Source organism: Pseudomonas koreensis (assembly GCF_012986595.1).
GTDB lineage: Bacteria > Pseudomonadota > Gammaproteobacteria > Pseudomonadales > Pseudomonadaceae > Aquipseudomonas > Aquipseudomonas koreensis.
In genome coordinates this window covers 598,605-617,838 of record NZ_JAAQYM010000004.1, presented here as the reverse complement: position 1 = coordinate 617,838, position 19,234 = coordinate 598,605, and the positions used below count along the sequence as shown (strand labels likewise).

Below are 19,234 nucleotides of genomic sequence, written 5' to 3'. Positions count from 1 at the left end.
CTCTCGTGCATATCTATGGGCCTCAGTCTACCGACTGAGATTACCTTTTCGATACCTAGTGGAGAAATCAACTGAATCGGTTGCGCGTTCTTTGATTGCAAATGTTGTACGAGCGTTAACACGCTCATCGATTCGCAGGCAGGCCGCATCGGGGCCATAAAGTCTTGTCGCCGGCAGTAATGGCGATGGATTGACCACTATTGGTTGGGGCTGGCCTGAGTCGCTGCTGGCTCCTCCATAGTACCTATGGCAGCCGTGTATAGGGGTACTGTGGGCACGACTTATGAGATGATGTGCCTGCATTTTGTCATGGGCTTTGCCACCCAACTCCCGATTGAGCGTGCTACTGCATAATCCATTCGGATCGACCCACTGGGTCGGGCTGATAGCATACTGATAGAGGTTGATACCGCCGGCGTATCCGATTGGATCGCGAGACACGAAACGAGCGACACTAGGATCGTAGTACCGATGGCGGTTGTAATGCAGCCCAGTCTCATGATCTTGATACTGGCCTTGGAAGCGGATTGGGTTATTCAACCCTTGTGGCTGGGCCAAGGATGAGCGGTTGTTCAATTGCTTGCCCCCACACCTTGTACTGCGCGCCCCATACCATCACTCAGAACTGTGGGCTCCGAGCCGCTGGGCTGAGGTACAGCCCGGATTGAAAAGACGCATACCTGGATGGGTGATCCGGTACCGTAAGCCTCCAGTACCCGTCACCCAAGTTCAGCCCGTCACTGAGGTAGCGCGTACGCCACTACGTAGTCTCCCTTCTTCGTCGTCGCGGAGTTTCCGCCCGCGCTGATGACCATGAATTGCCTGCCGGTTTTTGGCGAAATGTAGGTCATCGGCGTTGCTTCAGCTCCCACAGGGAGGCGTCCTTTCCACAGTTCGTCGCCTGTACGCACGTCAGACGCCCGTATGTAGAAGTCCTGCGACGCTGCGATAAATACCAAGCCAGTTGATGTGGTTATCGGCCCTCCCCGCGTCGTCATGCCAATAGGCATAGGCAGGTGGGTTGCTATACCCAGTGGGCCAGTGTCCTCCGTCGTTCCAAGCGGCATCGACCATGCGACCTTGCGTGTTGCCAGGTCGATAGCGCTGATGGTTCCGTACGGTGGCTCTTGGCAGGGAATCCCCAACGGGGACAGGAATCGTCCCATCTCGATACCCCAAGGCGTGCCTGCCTGTGGTGCATTACCCTCATGACCACCCCTTTTGACACCCGCTTCGTCATAGGCTTTGCGGGGAATCATACGATTCCAGATGGCAACACGGGTGTCGTTCACGATCATGTAGCCGAGGTTTTCCGCGACGGAGATCGAACCCCAATTCATGCCACCCAACCAGCTTGGGTACTGAATCGTCAGGCGATTACTTGGAGGTGTGAATTCACCCTCGTATCGTGCCTTGCGAAAGTCGATACGGCATATCAACTGGTCAATCGGCGTCAGTCCCCACATGCGTTTTTCACTCAGAGGCTCCGTACCAATGGCGGGCATTCCTACAGAGTAAGGTTGAGTCGGCGAACTGCATTGAGGAGCGAGCACACAGTTCCTCGACAAACATGGACAGGGGTTTGGATTCGATATGTGGCACCAAGTCTATGCCACCAAAAGTTGTCGCCAGCTCTCGTAGTATTTCGTTCCAGCCTCGCTGCAGTGCTACGCGATTTATACCGTTTCCAAGAAGGAGACTATGCATAGGTTTCCAATATCGTTTCGGAATTAGAAATCAATGGCGCACAGCGGGTTGTTCCGTCATGGGACTGGATATCCCACCAGTTGCCCAGAAGTAGAGCTAGAAAATGCGAACACACCTGCAGTCCAAGGGGCAATTCACAAAATATGGATTCAGCTGACAACCGCCCCTTTCGGGCCGCTGGCAATCAGCGCAGCACCACAGGCCGTTTTCATGCCATCGAGCGCGATGGGCACGCCATCGACGGTGTAGGTGCTACTGCCCTCTGCAATCGGAAAAGTCCCCTTGCACAACGGGCAACTCACCTTGTGACCGACCCCGGCAATCGGCTTACCGTTAAGGTCGGTTCGGGAGAATGCTTCGAGTACCTTGCCACCGTGTGTGGTGGAGTCGCCCAAGCGAATTGCGTCTTTCATGTTGTCACTCCTTTGACCCGAGGGTTAGCTGCCCGCTTCGATCTGTTGACCCGCGAGCAGCCCTCACTTTTTACTCAGCCATCCAGACGTCTTCATACCCTTCGGTATCGATGATGAACTTCGCGCCCGTGGGCAGGCAGAGATAGTTCACAACCTGCGGCAGCATTTCGCTCAAGTGCTGAATGTGAACAGCTTGATAAAAGTCATCAGTTGCCGAGTAGTCGCCGCAGTGAATGAACCAGCTGACGTTCCCGCCTTCCGGCAATTGAACCCTGGTGCCGTAGATCGGTGACTTACCAAGCGATCCAATGGCCACGGCCACCATCTCTTCTGGAGGGAGCACAGGCAGTCCGTACTGCTCACAGACCTTCTTCTGTAAATCGTCGGGATAAACGGGCTCAGCCTTTTGCATTGATCAGATTCCCAGCTTGGTTTTCATACATTTTGAGAAGAATGAAGCATGGCCACCCTGCTTTCTGGAGCAGACGGGGCAATGCGATTGCACAGCCCCCAGCGAGGTCTGCTGCGTCTTGTCGTTACTGCCTGTCCGATAGTACTCCACCACCAACGCATCTTTGTGATCCGCCACCATTTTAGGCGCAACCGTTCCACATACAACGCACGGGACACCCTGTACGGAAGCGGTCTGAGCGGTCGTGGGCCCACAGGCCGAGTCACGGGCATAGGGTTTGGTGATACCAGGCTTGGGGTCGAACTGGGTATTGTCAGGCACCCCCAAGTTGCTCAGGGGGACGGATTTCCCTTTGCCGTCGTTGGTGTTCGTCAAGCCCAACGGGTCGACCCAGCCTGTCGGGTTCGGTGCATACGCATAGGTGTTCAAGCCACCCGCATACCCCACCGGATCTTTGCTGATGAATCGACCAACTCCAGGATCATAATAGCGATGGCGGTTGTAGTGCAGTCCTGTTTCCAGGTCGTGATATTGCCCCTGAAACCGGATCGGGTTGGTCAATCCCTGCTGCTGCGCCCACGCAGAACGCTTTTCGCGAGCCTCACCCCAAGCCTTGTAATGCGCACTCCATACAATCTCGCCATTCTGGTCGGTCAGCTCTTGTGGCGTGCCAAGATGATCGCACTGATACCAGGCCAAGGCATCGAATAGTTGCAGTGTCGGCTTGAAATTCCAAAGGGGATCATCGTCGAGACTGTATTCACCGCCATAGTCTGGCAGGCTCGGCAATTGAATCGGATTGTGTGAAAGAGCTTGGGCTACCGGTATGAAGGTACCGGGCTCAAAGATGTAATGAACCGTGCGCCCCGAACTTCCGTCCGCTTGTGCCGGGCTGCTTTCCCACGCCAGATTGTCTCCGTCCCAGCCAAACAGCGTGAACCCGCAGCCAAGCTCTTGTTGTAGACGCGTGCGCTCGTTACGGTTCCATTGAGAGCCTGCTTCCGAACGCTCCTTATAATGAGCGTTCGAGTCCTTGTACAAGCGCCGACCCAGGGCATCGTATGCGAAGTCGACGCTCAAACGCGCGTCGTCGAAGTTCACCAGACGGTCGAACAGATCCCAGCGCATCCGGCTGTAAGTGCCGTTCTGCCAGCGCTGGATAAGATTGCCCCGGTCGTCGTATTCGTAATGGGTTCCGGCGTACTCACGCAAAAGGTTATCCAGCAACTTGCTACGCGGCTTGTCTTGATCCAACGGTCGACGGATTTGCGTGACCGCATCATCCAGCAGATTGCTGGCCGGATCGAAAGCAAATGTTTCCGTACCCAAGCGGCTGACGGCGCTGATGAGATGACCGACCGGGTCGTAGCGGTAAGCCAGTGGCCCGCGACGGGTGTCATTCAGGTCGGTCAGTTGCCCAACCGCATCGTACTTGTACTCGCGTTTGAGCAGCGTCGTTTTGTCATCGCTGCGTCCAAGCAACTGCTCTTGGAGCCGACCTGCCGGATCCCACTTCTGTGTCTGCAGTAATCTGTTGCCTTGATGACGTGCCACTTCACGATGTAGATCGTCACGCTCGTACCCGATCAGGTCATGCTCATCCAGGCGCAACCCCAGAAGATGGCCGCTCCCATAGGTCAACCAACTGACCTTGTGCCCATCTGGCCGAATGGTCGCGATGCGCTGATTGAGAGCATCATATTCATGGTGCCAGACAGCCGCCAAAGGCTTGTCGAGATCCAGATAATGCTGATGCTCTCGGATCAGGTTGCCTGCCGGGTCATGGAACCAATTCAGACGACTGTTAGCGTTGCTGGCCATGACCAGACGACCATTGCCATCGTAGGCATAGGCTTCGCTTTGAGACTCACCACCCAGGCTGGCATGGCGATCCGTCAGCCGCCCCATCGAGTCGAAGCTGAATTTGATGACGCGTTGGCCATTAAGCTTGCTGGCCAGGCGACCGGTTTCAGGATCGTATTGATAATGCGTGATCCGACCATCGAAACCGGTTTCCTCCAACAACCGGCCCAGTGGGTCATAGTGAAAGTGGGCCCGCCGTTCGTTCTGGTTTTCCAACGCGACCAGCCGTCCCAACCGATCCCAGTTGTAACGCAAGGTCTGCTCGGCGGCATCCACACGTTCGCTGACCAATCCCGCCGCCGTGTAGCTCCAGGTCGTGCACTGCCCCAAGGCATCCACGTGTGCCAGCAACCGCCCCTCGGCATCGCGTTCAAAGCGCTCTTCAGTTTTGTCCGGGTGTATGATCAACACCAACTGACCGTTCTTGTACTCGTATTCTGTGCTTTGCCCTGCCGCATCGGTGAAACAGATCAGTTGACCACGAGCGTCGTATCCCCACGCGCTGGTCTTGCCGGAGCAGTCGGTATATTTAGCCAACTGGCCAGCATCGTTGTACTCGATAACCTTCTCATTGCCGTTGGCATCCTTGATGGCAGTGGGAAGGCCGGCCTTGTTATAGGCATACTCGGTCTTGTTGCCTAAAGGATCTATCGCCTCGACCAGATTGCCGTGATCGTCATACTCACGCTGCCACTGACCGCCCTCTGCATCGCTGATCTTGATCAGTTGATCATGATCGTTGAAGGCGTAATGCTCTACGCTGCCATCCGGCCGGATATGTTCAAGCAGGTTCCCGCGCTCGTCGTAGCTGTAGCGGTCGGTGCTGCCATCCGTGTGGACATGACGAATCAGATTCTTGGCATTATCGCGGAAGAACCATTCAGAACGTTCATCCGAATAACGAATGCGATACGTGTAGCCAAGAATGTCGTAGTAGTGCCAGGTTTCATTACCGTAGGCGTCCGTCACGTAGGTCAAACGAATGTTTTCGTCCCATTCCAGACGCGTATCGAAACTGCCATCGTCCGCCCACTCACGAATCGCTTTGGCATCCGAACCCTGACCTTGCCATTCGAGGTTCATGCCCCTGGCCGTCCGGTCGGTGTAACGCGTAATCAAATGATGCTGATACTGGTATGACCATGCAGCGCCATTCTGATCCTGGGCCAGAATCAGGTCGCCAGAGGCGTCGTATTGGTAACCGCAGAGTTGACGCTGAGGCACACCTTCGTGAATTTCCCATACCCCGGTCAGGCGGCCATGGTCATCAATCATTGTCCCCAAGTGCGAAAGCACCTGAGTGACATCGTCCTGATAAGTGATCAGATCTGACAGTATCGATTCACTACCGTGGCGATGTTCATAGTGCAGCATGATGCCGGCACCATTGCGCAGCACAACATCGGCCAACAGGTATTGCTGACCACGACGGACGTAGGTTTCCTTGCGCTCAAAGCCTTGACACCGCAGTAACCGGTCTTCACTCACCCTTATCAGGGTGACGTTTTCCACGGCATCGTAATGAAACAGTCCAACTTTGGGCTGTGGGTACTCCTGGCTTCTGCCATCGGAGCCGAAAAACATCAAGTTATCGCCCCGACAGTCGAAGCGAGTGCTGAACTCGGTCACCCAACGCGCGCCTAACACGCCATCGTCATATGCGTCCAGACGTGAGTTGTAGATGCGTGACCACTCGATCGGGAATGCGCCTGGAAGGCTGAAGTCGGTGTGACGAAGCAGCTCCGATCCCAACGAAAAGCTGATGCTGTGGCAGGTACCGGTACAGGCGACGTTCTTGTCCGGATTGGCCACGCCTTTCGCCGGCGCCTGACGACTGGTGGCTTCCAGACGGCCCTCACCAGCCTTGTGTTGAGCCTTGCTGGTAGCGTTCGGTTTAACGCTTGCGCTCTGACCATGACCGCGACGCTTACGCCACGCTACAACAGCGCCACTGAGCATCTGCAGCAACCAGCCGATTGAGTGACGCGTGCCGGGATCACCCAACTTGCTCAATTGGGTTTTGATCTCCGGCCCCATCGCCCTCAATGTTCCTGTATGGGTCAGAACCAGCTTTTTTGCTTCATCTGGAAGAAGATTCTTCGCCGCACTATTGGCGACCCCTTTGCCAATTGCTTTGTAAGCACTGGAGGCGGCACCAAAAATGTTGCTGATGGCAGCTTTCGGATCGCTGAGTAACTGATTGCCCGCCGCAGTAATTTTCTGGCTGGCTGCGCGAGCATCGCCTTTTGCATCCAGCTTGCCGTTGACCACGGCCTCAAGGCCCTTGGCGATTTCATTGACTGCGCTTTCGCCCAGTTTTCCGGCATCGGCAAGGATGCCGGACAGCTTGCCTTGCGCCTGTTTGACGAAGTCGTCGATGGTGCCGACGATGGTCGCATTCAAGTGCCCAACCAGCACCTCAATCATAGAGTCACCGAGCAGCATCTTAGCGCTGTTGCGCAGCTCTTGACGCACCAGGAACAGAGTCGGTCGCATACTCATGCGCGCCGCAGCCATGGTCGGGGGCGCCGGCAATACACCGATCAGATTGATGCCCAGGCTTACCCAATCGAGCAACTCTCGCTGCTTGCTTTTGGTCAGGGTAACGATATCGCCCAGTGCGTCCACCAGCGCCATGATGTTGCCCACGACAGGTAAGGCACCTGCGACACTCTTTATACGATCGAGTGTCACCACATTACCGCTGATCGATTGAAGCCAAGCGTCAAATCTGGCCGCTCCGCGTCCCACGTCCTGCACATCCAACGTGTTCAACGGAACAACGGCAACCTGTGGCTCGCGCTTTTTCGCCCCACCTGCATCAGTCGTCATGACAACACCTCACCCACCGATAATCCCGGTGTTTTCAGGGAACGTTTCGACAGGCTCGGCGTAGGCAGACTCGGCAACTTGCCCGCCTTGCTCGCCGCCCCGAGGATCCCCGACGCACTTGGCATCGCCGCGTTTGCCATTTTCGGCAACCCGGCCGCCCCACCCTGCATCACGCCTTTCACCTGCTGCGCCGTTTGCATAGTGCCTTGCGCGGTCTGCATCGTACTCATCCCTGTTTGCACCATGTCCTTACCCTTCTCCAAAACATCCCAATTCTTGCTCGGCAATACCTGCGCAACCATCGCCTGCACTTGACTCGGCACGTCTTCGGCACCCGGCGGACTCAACGGCCATTCCGGCTTGCCGATGTAGCTGCCTTCGCTCCACGTGTCCGCCGGATCCTTGCCAAAGAGGACACGGGCCGGCCCCGGTGCTGCACCGGAAACACTGGCAAAGCCCTTCGCGTCGAGCTTGCCCTTGATGCTTTTACCAAGGGCGTCGATGACTTCGTAGTCGCCTTCCTTGATGCCCTGACGCCCGGCGTACTGGTTGAACAGCTCCAGATTGCCCTTGCCCGGTTTCGGTGGCTCCGGGAATACGCCGGCCAGACTCTTGGCGCCGGTGTAAGCGAAGTTCGCCGCATGCGCCGTGTACGGCCCACTGGTGGCGTGAGTGATGCCGCCGGCGTTGTAGGTCGTGGCGCTGCCGCCGCCCTGGATCACCAGTTCGGTTTTCGCGGTTATGGTGATGCGGTCGGCGTTGGCAGTGATGTTGAGCTTTGCCAGCAAGTTGATGCTGTCCTTGAGCGCTTTTACGTCGATGTCGCCGGACGCCGCGACCAGACGCCAACCCATGCTCTGCACGAACAGGCGCATGCCACGGCTGGCACTAGCCAGCAAGCGTTTGCCTATGGAAAAACTGGTGTGCCCGGTACTGCTCAACGCCAGGTGTTCGCCGGTGGCGATGTGGCTGGAACGCGGCGTGGTCAGGGCGATGCCAGCGGGACTGGCGAGCACCAGATGCGGTTCGGTGAACTCGGGAAATTCGTTGGCGGTGAGGTTCGCCGGGCCGCTACCAAGCACACCTTGATGTTGAGCGTGCAACGCCTTGGCCACATCGTCCTGATCGCCGGCCTCTTGGGCCTGAAGCTCTTTGGCCTGAGTGGCGAAACCGTCCTGCTGATCGCTCGCAGTGGCGAGGCGCTCGGCGGTTTCCGGCAGGTCTTTGTGGTGCTTCGATTCGTTCGGGCGCGGCTCGGTGGTGATCAACAGACCGGCGCCGGCACGCACCGCGCCATGGCGGTCGGTGCGCAACTCGAAACCTTCGCCACGCGGCTGCCCGCCGCTCGGGCGCGGATGGGTCAGGTAGCCGAGGTTGATCGCACTGGCGCCGTGATCACTGCGCAGCGCAATACTGATCTCGCTGGTGGTGTCGTCGATGCGCAGTTCGTTGGCGCGGCTGCCCTTGTATTCCTTGCTCTTGACCGTGGCCAGGGTCTTGAAATCCGGCAGCTTGTACGGCGGCAGATTCGCGCCGTGGTACAGGCAACCGGTAATCAGCGGCTGATCGGGATCGCCTTCCAGGAAGGTGATCAACACCTCCATGCCGACCCGCGGAATGTTGATCGCGCCAAAGGTTTCCGCTGCCCAGTTTGAGGCCACGCGCATCCAGCAACTGGTCTTGTCGTCGTGCTCGCCTTCACGATCCCAGAAGAACTGCACCTTCACCCGACCGTACTGGTCGCAGTAGATCTCTTCACCCTCAGGGCCGCAGACCACCGCGCTCTGAGTGCCGAGGACTTTCGGTTTCGGGTGATCGAGCGGCGGCCGGTACGGCACGTCCCACGGGATCGCGTTGAAGCGGTTGCGGTAGCCCTGGTGGAAATCGTCCTTGTTGTCGGTGGTGTCGCTGGTCACCGACTCTTCCAGCACTTGCGGCTGCTTGCCTTCGTGGAAGATTTCGGTCAGCAGCCACAGATCGTTCCACGTCGGGTTGGAGTGCTCGGTCAGGGCGAGGAAATGCCCGCTGACCAGAATCGGCTGATCGCTGTTGCCTTCGGCCAGACGATAGTCGCTGCGATGGCGTTCCAGTGCGCGATTGGCCAAGTGCTTGCCGCGCTCGCGATCGACGAAACGCCCCGGGTAATCGTAATCCTCCAGATCTGGCTGGGCGCTGCTCTTGGCATCGCTTTCGAGTTCGATCTTCGGTTTGACGAAGTCGTAGTCACGACGAGTGGTGCGGCTGGTACGGGTCGCCAGGCGCAGACCGAAACGCTTGACCACCGGTTGATCGGCGACCAGCCCGGAGTCCTGCTGATAGGCCACGGGCGCGAGTTTCGGGAACACCGTCTGGTCATCGCCGAAGGTCAGTTTGTGGCCGCTGGCGGTGTGCTGAAAGTGGTAGTGAATCCCCTCCTCCTCGCAAAGGCGCTGCACGAAATGCAGGTCACTTTCATCGTACTGCGTGCAGTAGATGCGTTCGGGATAGATCGCGCTCAGCTGGAAGTGGTAATCGCTGGCCAGAATGCCGTGCTCTTCCAGCACCTGACTGATGATCTGCTGCACCGTCATCTGCTGAAAAATGCGCTGGTTGAAACGGTGCGCCAGATACGCAAGCTGTGGTCGCAGCGAGATCTTGTAGCGGGTCAGACGCTTGCCCGCCTCGCCCTGGGCGATACTGTAGACCAGCCCGTGAATCCCGGTGCCGCTCGGTGAGAGCTGAAGAAACGCCAGTTTGTGCAACAGGCTTTCGAGGTTGATCGAGGCCTTTTCGCTGACCAGTTCCAGCTCGAATTCGAAGGGAGTGTTGAGGGCTTCCCGACCGGTGAACGACAGCACCTGGAAATCGCTGTCCGCGCCATCGATGGTCAGATTGAAATGAGCCTGGTTGGCCGGTGAGAACATTCCCTTGTCCCTCATGATGTGCTGCGATACCGCCAGATCGCTAAGGATCAGGTGGCAAAAATTCTTAAAGTAATGAAGGTGCCTCGACCGGCAAAACCGGTCGAGACGGTAAAACAGTCAGTCGCGATTAAACGACTGGAGCACGCCAGTCATCGGAACCCGAAGTACCGGAGACTTCGTGAGTCCAGGTGATTTTGCGGTAGGTGAACTGCACTTCTTCCAGGTGGGTGAAGTGCGCGTTGCCTGGATCCTGGCAGTTGTGCATTTTGTTGTTGATGGCGACGATGATCGCGTCTTCCAGTTTGGTGGTGTAGTAGTGCTCTTGGGTACCTTGCGCCGAAGTGCGGTACCACTGGATAACGATTTCGCTCATGCGCTCGCCGGAGGTCAGAGCGGCTTGCAGTAAAGGCGACGCCTTGTCGTAGACCTTGGTGATCACCACTGGCTTGTGAACGCGCTGACCGGTCGGTTGGCCGGACTGTGGGTCACGCGGGATGATCACGTCGTGGGTGAAAGCCTGAACCATAACCTGGTCTTCGTGGCCTTCCTGGTAGGTGTTGCCAACGGAGTCGGCGGTGAAGGCGCCGGCAGTGATCAGGCCTTGTTTTTCGCCGGTAACCGACATATACGCTGGTGTTGCCATGAGGTGCTCTCCTTGCTGGATCAGTGGGTGCAACATAGGTGACATCACCTAAGAAGCGGCCATTTGCCATCAATTAGCATGCCAACTTTTGTCGAGCCTTATAAACCGCGGCCTGGGAGGGTTTCTCTTGCGGATGCTGAGATAAATCCACAGAAAAAAATCGAAAAGTGCGCAAGAAGTTGCGCAGTGGTGTGCAAGAAGTTGCGCACTTGGCTGGAGACTACGATCTACTTGGGTTGTAGCGGTTTATCGAGCGAAATCTTAGGAGCAAGTGCGCAAGAAATTGCGCACTTTCAAATGTTGGTACTGGCGGCTCTGCTGGCGGGCGCTGTCACATCGGTGGTGGGTGTGATCGGCTTTGTGGGCCTTGTCGCACCGCATGTGGCCAGACTGCTGGTGGGCGAGGATCAGCGCTTCACCATCGGCGTGACCATTGCCTGCGGGATCATCTTCGTGACCCTGGCCTCTCTGGCAAGCAAATTGATCGTCCCTGGTGCCGTGTTACCCATCGGCATGGTCACCTCACTGATCGGTCTGCCGTTCTTCATCATTCTTATCCTGCGCGACCGGAGGCTGACGTCCCGATGAGTTTCTCTACCTCCGACTACCGGGTAACTTTGCGCGGCAAGCCCATTCTCAAGGGACTGAACGTGCACGTTGCCGCCGGCCACACAATGGCGTTGCTGGGTGCAAACGGCGCAGGGAAGTCGACCTTCATGAAAGGATTGTGCGGACTGGTGCCTGCTTTCGGTTTTGCCAGCATCAACGGTACGGCGTTACTGGGGATGTCTCCTGCCACCCGCGCGAGGATGATTGGCTACGTCGCGCAGGATCTCGCACATCTCGACGTAAGACTGTCGACCTATGAGCTCTTGCTGCTCGCTCAGCAAGGCAGTGCAGGCAGCTGGAAAACCAGCGCAGAGGCGCGATACAAGGCAACCGAACTGCTTGAGCTACTGGGATTGCAACGTTTCGCCGAGAAACAGCCTGGTCAACTTTCCGGTGGCGAACGCCAGATGATTTCCCTAGCCTTAGCACTCATTCGCTCTCCGCAATTGCTGCTGCTGGATGAACCCACCTCGGCGTTGGATCTGGCCAATCAATTACAGATTCTTGATGCCGTCAGCGAGTACACACGCAAGCATAACATCGGCACGCTGGCGATCTTCCATGACATGAATCTGGCCAGTCGATACGACGACGACACGCTCATGCTTGATCAGGGCGTCGTGCATTGCTGCGGCCCAACGAGAACCACATTAACCCAAGAAAATCTCGCGCAGGTGTATGGCGTTGATTGCAGAGCGCTGAGCGTCGATGCCGGCGCATTCACGGCGATCTACCCAGTGTCGGTGATTGCGAACGAGGTTGGCAGCCAATACTAATTGAGCGGGCTGATCTTGATGCGATCAATCAGCCAGCGCCCTGCCGGCCCGGGCAATGTATTGGTCGAGTGAACTGCAGAAAAATCGATCTTTACCCCTTCTCTGGGGATGCTCTCGACATCCAGCATCACTAATGTGCCTGCCGCTAGGTCTTGTTCAATCATATGCAACGGCATGCTGCCCCAGCCAACGCCATCTTTCAGGAACGCGTACTTGGTCGATAGATCGGCCAAGCGCCACGTCAATGGCGACATCACGCCATAATCCTGCCCTCCCAGCATTTCCGAACGGTCTGTCAGCACCAGCTGGATGTGCTTTGCCAATTCACGTTTGGATAATTTTCCCGTCAGGCTGGACAGCGGATGATTAGCGGCGGCCACCATCACCAGTGAAAACTCACCAATTCGCTCGCTGGATAAGGAGGGAAAGTTGATTGGCAGCGTGGCCAGGACACCCAGGCTACAACGGCCATCCAATATCGGTTGATAACCTGCCCCTAGCCCTTCTACAAACATTTTCAATCGAGTCAGCGGGAAACGTTCGGCGAACTCTTTGACCACTGCGGTAATTGCCGAGGTGGGGAAAAATACGTCCACCACCACCGACAACTCTGGCTCAAGGCCCGATGCCATGAGTTTGGCCCGTGCCTTCAAAGTGTCCACTCCAGAGACGATGTTGCGTGCATCCGTGAGTAATAGCGCGCCTTGAGGCGTCAGTTTGGGGAATCGTCCAGAGCGGTCGAACAGTACGACCCCAATCTGATCCTCCAGGCTTCCGACCCAACCACTGACGGCTGATTGAACCCGGTTTAGCTTTCTAGCTGCTGCCGAGAAACTGCCTTCATCCACCGCAGCGATAAAGGTTCGCAGTTGATCGAGCGATACGCCATCGAGCATTTCATTCTCCATCCATCTCATTGGCAGATACTTTACATCTCAATATACCGTCTATTCAGATGCAGCCTCAAAGTTCATCGTTCTCGTGACGTTCAATCCACACGATAAAGGTGACTTAACCATGCAAATTCTCCATCTCGACTCCAGCATTCTCGGCGCCGCTTCAGTGAGTCGCCAGTTGTCCTCGAACATTGTTGGACGGTTGAAGGCCCTGCATCCTGACAGCAATGTGATCTACCGAGATCTCGCGCTCGACCCGGCCCTGCACCTTTCCGGCAAGCATCTGGCCGCTTGGCAGGGTGCGGGAAGTGACGATGCAATGCTCACGGAAGATCTCTACAAAGGCACTGCGTATCTGCAAGAACTGCTCGAATCGGACGTCGTTGTCATCGGCACGCCCATGTACAACCTCACGATCCCTACTCCGCTTAAAGCGTGGATTGACCGAATCTCATTGGTCGGCAAAACCTTCCAATACACCGACAAAGGCCCCGCAGGCCTGTTGAAAAACAAACAGGCCTACATCGCGTCTTCTCGCGGTGGCGTGTATTCCTCTGGTAGTCCTGCGGCGCCCTTAGAACATCAAGAGACCTACCTGATCGGGTTGCTGGGGTTCCTGGGTATCAGCGATACGAAGGTTATTCGTGCTGAGGGCTTGGCTATCAATGCGCAGGTCAAAGATGCCGCCATCGCTAAAGCTCTCGAAGATATCGCTGCCATCACCGGCTGATCACCACGCGCGCTTCCCTTTTCCGCAACAGAGGACTAGAGCATGACTTACTCCATCATCGGTTCCGGCAAGGTCGGCACCGCCCTCGCCCGCCAATTCGCCCGTAATGGCATTCCCGTTGCAATCGCTAACACCCGAGATCCAATAAGCCTCGCGCCGCTCATCAATGAATTGGGCAACACCGTAACGGCGAAGCCTCTTGAACAGGCCCTCGAAGCAGACATCGTCATTCTCGCCATTCCTTTCGGCGCTCATCGAGAGATTGGCCAGCGATTCGCGAACTGGAAAAACAGGATCGTCATCGATGCCATGAACACTTATGGCGTGCCGCCTCAGGAACTTGGCGACCGCGCTTCCACTGACGTCGTCGCAACCGCTTTTGTCGGCGCGAGGGTGGTGAAAACCTTCAATCAGCTCCCTGCGGCACTGTTAGCCAAGGATCCTGCGAACGATGGAGGGCGGCAAGTGATGTTTGTTTGGAGCCGAAATCAGGAAGCCAACACGACCGTTACCCAACTGGTGCATCAGTTGGGCTTTGCCCCGATATCCTTGGGTGAGATTGATGAAGGTGGAAAGTTGCTGGGTTTGGGCGGCCCACTCATCCTGCAAAACATCATCAAATATCAATGATTCGACGGCTGTGGTTCATGTGCCATGAGCAACTACCTGTGGGGTTGCACTAAGCATGAGGAGGTAGTCTAAGAAAGACGCTCGATAGACGGGTCTGGTACACACCGAAGTCATCGGTTTCACTACCTTGAAAAAGTTGTGGTATCACGCTCATCCGTGATTTGCGCCATAAAAAAGGGCTCTCTCGGGCCCTTTTGTACTCAACCAAAATCACTTGGTCAGCCAAGACTCAACAGTCGCGGCGCCGTGCTCTGTTTTCCACTCTTTCAGCGTTTTGTGATTGCCACCCTTCGTTTCTACGACTTCGCCTGTGTGAGGATTTTTATAAACCTTCAACTGACGAGGCTTGCGGCTACCTGCTTTGGACTCAACCGCTGGAGCGCAACGACCTGCTTGTGGATCTAGCAGATTGATCACGTCCTTGAGGCTGTAACCGTATTTTGCGAGCAAATCGCGCAATTTTGTTTCGAATTCGATTTCTTTCTTAAGGCCTGCGTCGCCCTTGAGGGCTTCGAGTGCTTGGAGCTGTTCGGCTAGGTGTTTTTCGAGCTGGCGGAATTCTGCGAGTTTAGACATGGAAATTCTCGATGTGAGTAATACCTAGAGGTTACACCATAAATCACAGGGCGCACTTACAAGGAGTGGCGCCTGAGGCCTTATACCCGGCCAGCCGATATTAATATCTGTTTCCAAGCAACAGTAGGTCTTGGATTGATTCCTTGTGAATGGCCGAAACTTCTTTTCTTATAGATGAGTATTCGCCTCCTCAGCCGGATAAAACTCCCCCTCCTTCCCCATCCTTTTTAGCTGTTCGCGCACAATCAACTCAACGCTGGCAACTGCGTTTTGATCTTCAGGGTTGACCAATTGCAAGCACAAGCGTCGGACATTCTGATCGTGGGTGCCCTCGCTCATCATCTCGTGTGTAAAGACTTGTTCGCCACGCCATAGGCACAGCTGGGTATGAGTCTCGCCTAGCCATATCTCGTTGATTGATCTTAGGTCGGTGGTGGCCAGTTGATCGACGATGATGGTTTTATGCATTGCTTTGTACCTTACCCATAAGCAGTAACAGGTAGACTTCCGGGCAGAGGGGGTCGTTCCAATCGCCGGCAGGTGAACCGTCTACGAAACTCTGGGCGATTCAGATTTCGGGACATTTACGCACCGTCAGGGAGAAGATGTTTAGTGAAAAAAATCCCTTGAACTGGCCCTCCATACTGACCTACAAAACGTTGGAGAAAGCCCTCAATACGATCGCAGAAATCGATAATGTCTCGGTCTTCAGCGCACAAAGAGCTCGCGATCTCGAATTCCCTCCAGGCCACCCGCGAGAGCGACTGGTTTATGCCAAGCATCCCGCTAAATCGACCATGTACTTCCCCTTGGCGACGTTTCATAGATTCACCTTCGAGCATAAATTCGCTGAAGTCATTCGCTTACTGGCTGCGCTAGGTGCATCGAGTATCCAGGCAGAACATGTCAAAGGATTCGGACGAGAGTTCGCTGCCAATCTGGCAGGTGCTTTTGTAGCTACAGGCGAGTCAGCAACCATGGAGGCTGGTCATTCACGAAATGACAACTCACGACTGCTCTTTACCTCGATCTTGGAAGGGCATGCTTCGCCGGCCATCCCGGATGACCTTGTCTGGTATCCCTTCGAACCAATGTGGCAGACGATTGCTAATAACCGGACAAAGCACAATCTCAAGCAGTTCTCGTTAACGCTGACATACACCGAAGACTTTGGAATCAATGCTGGCCTAAAGGCCCAACTCAGTAAGGCGTCACTAGAGATCGGCGGCAACTTTGAAGAGCATCAGAGCACGGTGTGGACGCTCTCGGGAGATTTTGTTTAGGCGGCGATTGATCGTGGAGGCGAGATATTCCGGAGCTTCCAGACCCTTGCAACTCAAAAGCTGGTCTCGCTTTCTGGATTGCACCTTTCCCACCGCCGATACGTAGACAGAGGAGATTGCAGAGGCGACTGACACCATGCGCTACTGGCCGGAAACAGCGGCGACGGTGACGGTCAGACTGCAAGTGGGTTGAAGGCCTATGGTGACAAAGCTCCCAGCCAATCTCGTGCCTCAGCTTCAGACCAAAAATACTCACGACACTCCCAACCGCTTCTTCCAATTCAGAAAGCTGTGCTGCTTTGGATGCGCCAAGGACAGAAGCTGATAAATAGGAGACATGATCATCTCGCACAAGATTGAACGTGATAAGTCTTCACCCGTATTTACCTTTCCGTTACAAGGCGCGGCGACTGGTCGAGTAGTCTGCCGGGAACACCGACGATTCTATATAGCCGATCAAGATGCTCAAGGCCCGCCAGACTTAGGAAACCTCTATCATTACTTGCCACATCCACAGAAAGCCAATTCGAGAATTTTTGGAACCCTATAGAATAGCTTGATTCGGGTAGAAGGTATCTAAATCCTACTTCCTTCTGATCACTTGCAGTCGTCCTAAACTTATAATTCTCGTTGGCACTAAATATTCGCTTACGCGGAGTTCTCTCTACACTTTTAGCAAACATCAGCTCAGAAAAAATCCACGGTGAGGAAAGGTACTCACTATCAGCGACATAATCATTCATTCTGATAGAGTTTTCCGTGCCGAGAAAAATAAACAACTCGGATTTGTGAATCATTTGCTGAAGTGCAGAATTCAAAATCAGGTGCACGTTAGTCGTAGTTCTATTTCTCAGGTCGTAGTTATAATTTGACCATCCTTCTGGAATGCAAAATTTATTATCAATTTCTCGAAGAAGCTCATCTGCATAGCCCCACGCACAGGAGTCCACAAAAGCTCGCAACCCCATAGCCTCGAGACTAAGGGCGATTTTTATTGCCTCAGATTCATCGCTGTGCGAATGGGAAATGAAGACATCGACCTCAAACTCCGGAAACAAGTTTTTTTGAATCTCGCTCGCATCGAGTAAATTATCCTTGCCAAGTAGATATTTTTTCAGATCAACTAAAGGCTTGGTATTTCTGTCCTTATATTCACGGATATCTTCACGACCCCACCGAACATTAAGACTCGCAACATCCTCAATTTTCAAATCAATATACATAAACGCTTCCCTTCAACCATTTATCAAAGATAATATCAACTTAAACCCGAAAATCTACCGCGACCGGATACTTCGATCCTTCAATAGCGAGCCCATTTTTCCGCATGATGGCCATCAAAAAACCTGGAGCGCACTTCTGCAAAATGATCTTTGCCAGCTTCATTCCCTCGACCGGCCATATCCTCAATTGCTTCGGCGTCATCGAGCTTAATTTCAAATGGCGTCTGCTGATTTACTCGCAGATGACGCGTAGGGCCTAAAAAGCTTTCTGCAAGTGTAAGAGCGCCATGTTCTTGTGCCGCAAAAAAGAGATCAGCACTGTTAAGCGCCCAGCCTGCCTTGCCTTTCCCAAGTGATTCGGTGAAATCACTTTCGCTACTGAGAGTGCCAACGCTAAGAACGTCGATCCGATCAAGGGGAATCTTTAGGTAGCGGACGGCTTCAGCCAGTGCAGGAAGGATGGGATTGTTCGCCCAGACACCACCATCCAAGAATGTTTCCGGTGCGATGGGGCCGTCCCAAACGGACTCATCAAAATAAGTGGGAGCAGCTGAAGAAGCCAAAGCAGCATCAACGGCTAAAATGTCACGAAACGCGGTACGGTCTGGACTGTGAGACGTAACGATGGCTTCCGCCTGACCTTGCTTAGCCCTTACAGTGGGAATCACCAATCGACAGCACGAATCTTGGGATAGCTTTTTTTCGCCATAAACCGCATGTAGCAATTCGCGCAATGTAGACGACTCATGCTTTGACCTCAACCAGTGCCTCAGTGTCCGATCCTTCGGAAAAATTTGCGGGCCTTTGTCCTTGTAAAACGCCAAGATTTCAGCGGGTTTTACGCCGAGTGCAAGCCCGATGGCCAATATCGCCCCTGTAGAGGTTCCTGCCACAAGGTCGAAATGGGAGATCAAACTGTTGCCGCCTCCAGCGCCAAGCATATCGTCCCATTTTGCCAAGACTGCCGCCGTAAACGTCCCTCTGAGCCCGCCCCCATCTAGTGCGAGAATTCGAAAATTTCGTCCCTTGGAGACCCCTCTACGCACCAGAGGCAGGATTTTGAGCTGCTTCACTATCGCATCTACGATATGGTCAATACGCGTTTCATGCGCAATGACGTTGTTTGCTTCTTCAGTCAGGCCATTCTGCAGTCTTGAAACCAACGCGCGGTTTTCATTGAGGTACCCGGATATGGCACCTCCAAAACCAGCGACAACAAATCCCGGCTTTCCGAGCTCAAGCATGGTTTCCAGCTCGGTAGGCACACCCGCCTTAGCCTTATTGGTGTCCCACCAGGCGCCGCCAACGCAGACAATCGCATCCGAGCGATCGGCCATCCAATCCCGCATGGGAGTTAAACCGTTGCGGCTTGCGATATCGCCCACGTCAGCGGGAACGATCTGAACGGATGCATACTGCCGTTGACTTTCAATCTCAGTGAACTGTTGCTCCGTTGAAGAATAGTGCTTTGCCCGCACCAAGGTCAGCGCACCGACATCCCCTCCCGCAGCAATAAACCCCCGTGCGGCATTCTCAAGAGGTTCAATGAGTGAAAGATGACTGCCATGAATCACTGCGCCCCCTTCGCTAAAAATTCGCGCAGAGAGGGCCTGGACAAACTGAGAGATGTCTTCCCGTTGATCGGGGTTCGAGCCGGAAATGTGGACTCTGACTCCCGCAAGGGGCAGCTTGACTACCATGTCTAAATCACCTTTGAATACTGGGCAGGCGATTAGGC

Annotated in this window: 17 protein-coding genes; 5 read left to right on the top strand and 12 right to left on the bottom strand. The window is 54.9% G+C overall.

The features are described from left to right. Nucleotides 1–27: 27 nt before the first annotated feature. From HBN98_RS15775 to HBN98_RS15745, 7 genes are all read right to left on the bottom strand, one after another. Nucleotides 28–540 carry an RHS repeat-associated core domain-containing protein gene (locus HBN98_RS15775; protein WP_229755034.1) on the bottom strand — a complete coding sequence of 171 codons (513 nt, stop codon included), beginning with the start codon at nt 538–540 and terminating at the stop codon, nt 28–30. Nucleotides 541–737: 197 nt separating this feature from the next. Then, a complete protein-coding gene (locus HBN98_RS15770; RefSeq protein WP_444544338.1) occupies nt 738–1,505 on the bottom strand; it encodes a PQQ-binding-like beta-propeller repeat protein in 768 nt (255 codons plus the stop codon). A 351-nt stretch (nt 1,506–1,856) separates the two neighbouring features. Further along, nucleotides 1,857–2,120 carry a PAAR domain-containing protein gene (locus tag HBN98_RS15765; RefSeq protein ID WP_083366162.1) on the bottom strand — a complete coding sequence of 88 codons (264 nt, stop codon included), beginning with the start codon at nt 2,118–2,120 and terminating at the stop codon, nt 1,857–1,859. A 70-nt stretch (nt 2,121–2,190) separates the two neighbouring features. Then, entirely contained in the window at nt 2,191–2,532 is a 342-nt protein-coding gene (locus tag HBN98_RS15760) for an immunity protein Imm33 domain-containing protein (RefSeq protein ID WP_083366163.1), read from the bottom strand. Between the two features lie 3 nt (nt 2,533–2,535). Then, nucleotides 2,536–7,227, bottom strand: a complete 4,692-nt coding sequence (locus tag HBN98_RS15755) for an RHS repeat-associated core domain-containing protein (RefSeq protein ID WP_083366164.1) — start codon at nt 7,225–7,227, stop codon at nt 2,536–2,538. Next, nucleotides 7,224–10,130 carry a type VI secretion system Vgr family protein gene (locus tag HBN98_RS15750; protein ID WP_083366165.1) on the bottom strand — a complete coding sequence of 969 codons (2,907 nt, stop codon included), beginning with the start codon at nt 10,128–10,130 and terminating at the stop codon, nt 7,224–7,226. Before HBN98_RS15750 ends, HBN98_RS15755 begins: the two co-directional genes overlap by 4 nt. Nucleotides 10,131–10,257: 127 nt before the next feature. Continuing rightward, complete coding sequence (locus tag HBN98_RS15745) at nt 10,258–10,773, bottom strand: Hcp family type VI secretion system effector (protein ID WP_007949952.1); 516 nt, start codon at nt 10,771–10,773, stop codon at nt 10,258–10,260. 78 nt (nt 10,774–10,851) lie between these two features. On the opposite strand from HBN98_RS15745, the gene HBN98_RS27945 reads away from it, so the two are divergent. Together HBN98_RS27945 and HBN98_RS15735 are read left to right on the top strand one after the other, a co-directional pair. Further along, nucleotides 10,852–11,361, top strand: a complete 510-nt coding sequence (locus HBN98_RS27945; RefSeq protein ID WP_083366166.1) for an iron chelate uptake ABC transporter family permease subunit — start codon at nt 10,852–10,854, stop codon at nt 11,359–11,361. Continuing rightward, nucleotides 11,358–12,158, top strand: a complete 801-nt coding sequence (locus HBN98_RS15735; protein WP_083366167.1) for an ABC transporter ATP-binding protein — start codon at nt 11,358–11,360, stop codon at nt 12,156–12,158. Before HBN98_RS27945 ends, HBN98_RS15735 begins: the two co-directional genes overlap by 4 nt. Here the strand turns inward: HBN98_RS15735 and HBN98_RS15730 are convergent. Next, complete coding sequence (locus HBN98_RS15730; RefSeq protein WP_083366168.1) at nt 12,155–13,054, bottom strand: LysR family transcriptional regulator; 900 nt, start codon at nt 13,052–13,054, stop codon at nt 12,155–12,157. The genes HBN98_RS15735 and HBN98_RS15730 overlap by 4 nt on opposite strands. Nucleotides 13,055–13,175: 121 nt before the next feature. On the opposite strand from HBN98_RS15730, the gene HBN98_RS15725 reads away from it, so the two are divergent. Together HBN98_RS15725 and HBN98_RS15720 are read left to right on the top strand one after the other, a co-directional pair. Then, on the top strand, nt 13,176–13,784 hold the full coding sequence (locus tag HBN98_RS15725) for an FMN-dependent NADH-azoreductase (RefSeq protein ID WP_083366169.1): 609 nt from the start codon (nt 13,176–13,178) through the stop codon (nt 13,782–13,784). A gap of 42 nt (nt 13,785–13,826) precedes the next feature. Further along, nucleotides 13,827–14,414: an NADPH-dependent F420 reductase gene (locus HBN98_RS15720; protein WP_083366170.1), complete on the top strand. Its 588-nt coding sequence runs from the start codon at nt 13,827–13,829 to the stop codon at nt 14,412–14,414. A 210-nt stretch (nt 14,415–14,624) separates the two neighbouring features. On the opposite strand, the gene HBN98_RS15715 is transcribed toward HBN98_RS15720, so the two are convergent. Beyond that, the gene (locus HBN98_RS15715) at nt 14,625–14,990 is read right to left on the bottom strand and encodes a histone-like nucleoid-structuring protein, MvaT/MvaU family (RefSeq protein ID WP_083366171.1); all 366 of its coding nucleotides are present in this window, start codon (nt 14,988–14,990) and stop codon (nt 14,625–14,627) included. A 168-nt stretch (nt 14,991–15,158) separates the two neighbouring features. Further along, entirely contained in the window at nt 15,159–15,458 is a 300-nt protein-coding gene (locus HBN98_RS15710; protein WP_083366172.1) for a hypothetical protein, read from the bottom strand. A 137-nt stretch (nt 15,459–15,595) separates the two neighbouring features. Between HBN98_RS15710 and HBN98_RS15705 the strand changes: the two genes are divergently transcribed. After that, complete coding sequence (locus tag HBN98_RS15705; protein WP_083366173.1) at nt 15,596–16,273, top strand: hypothetical protein; 678 nt, start codon at nt 15,596–15,598, stop codon at nt 16,271–16,273. A 383-nt stretch (nt 16,274–16,656) separates the two neighbouring features. On the opposite strand, the gene HBN98_RS15700 is transcribed toward HBN98_RS15705, so the two are convergent. Together HBN98_RS15700 and HBN98_RS15695 are read right to left on the bottom strand one after the other, a co-directional pair. Beyond that, on the bottom strand, nt 16,657–17,496 hold the full coding sequence (locus HBN98_RS15700) for a toll/interleukin-1 receptor domain-containing protein (protein ID WP_083366174.1): 840 nt from the start codon (nt 17,494–17,496) through the stop codon (nt 16,657–16,659). Between the two features lie 80 nt (nt 17,497–17,576). Continuing rightward, on the bottom strand, nt 17,577–19,196 hold the full coding sequence (locus HBN98_RS15695; protein WP_083366175.1) for a CBASS cGAMP-activated phospholipase: 1,620 nt from the start codon (nt 19,194–19,196) through the stop codon (nt 17,577–17,579). Between the last annotated feature and the right edge of the window lie 38 nt (nt 19,197–19,234).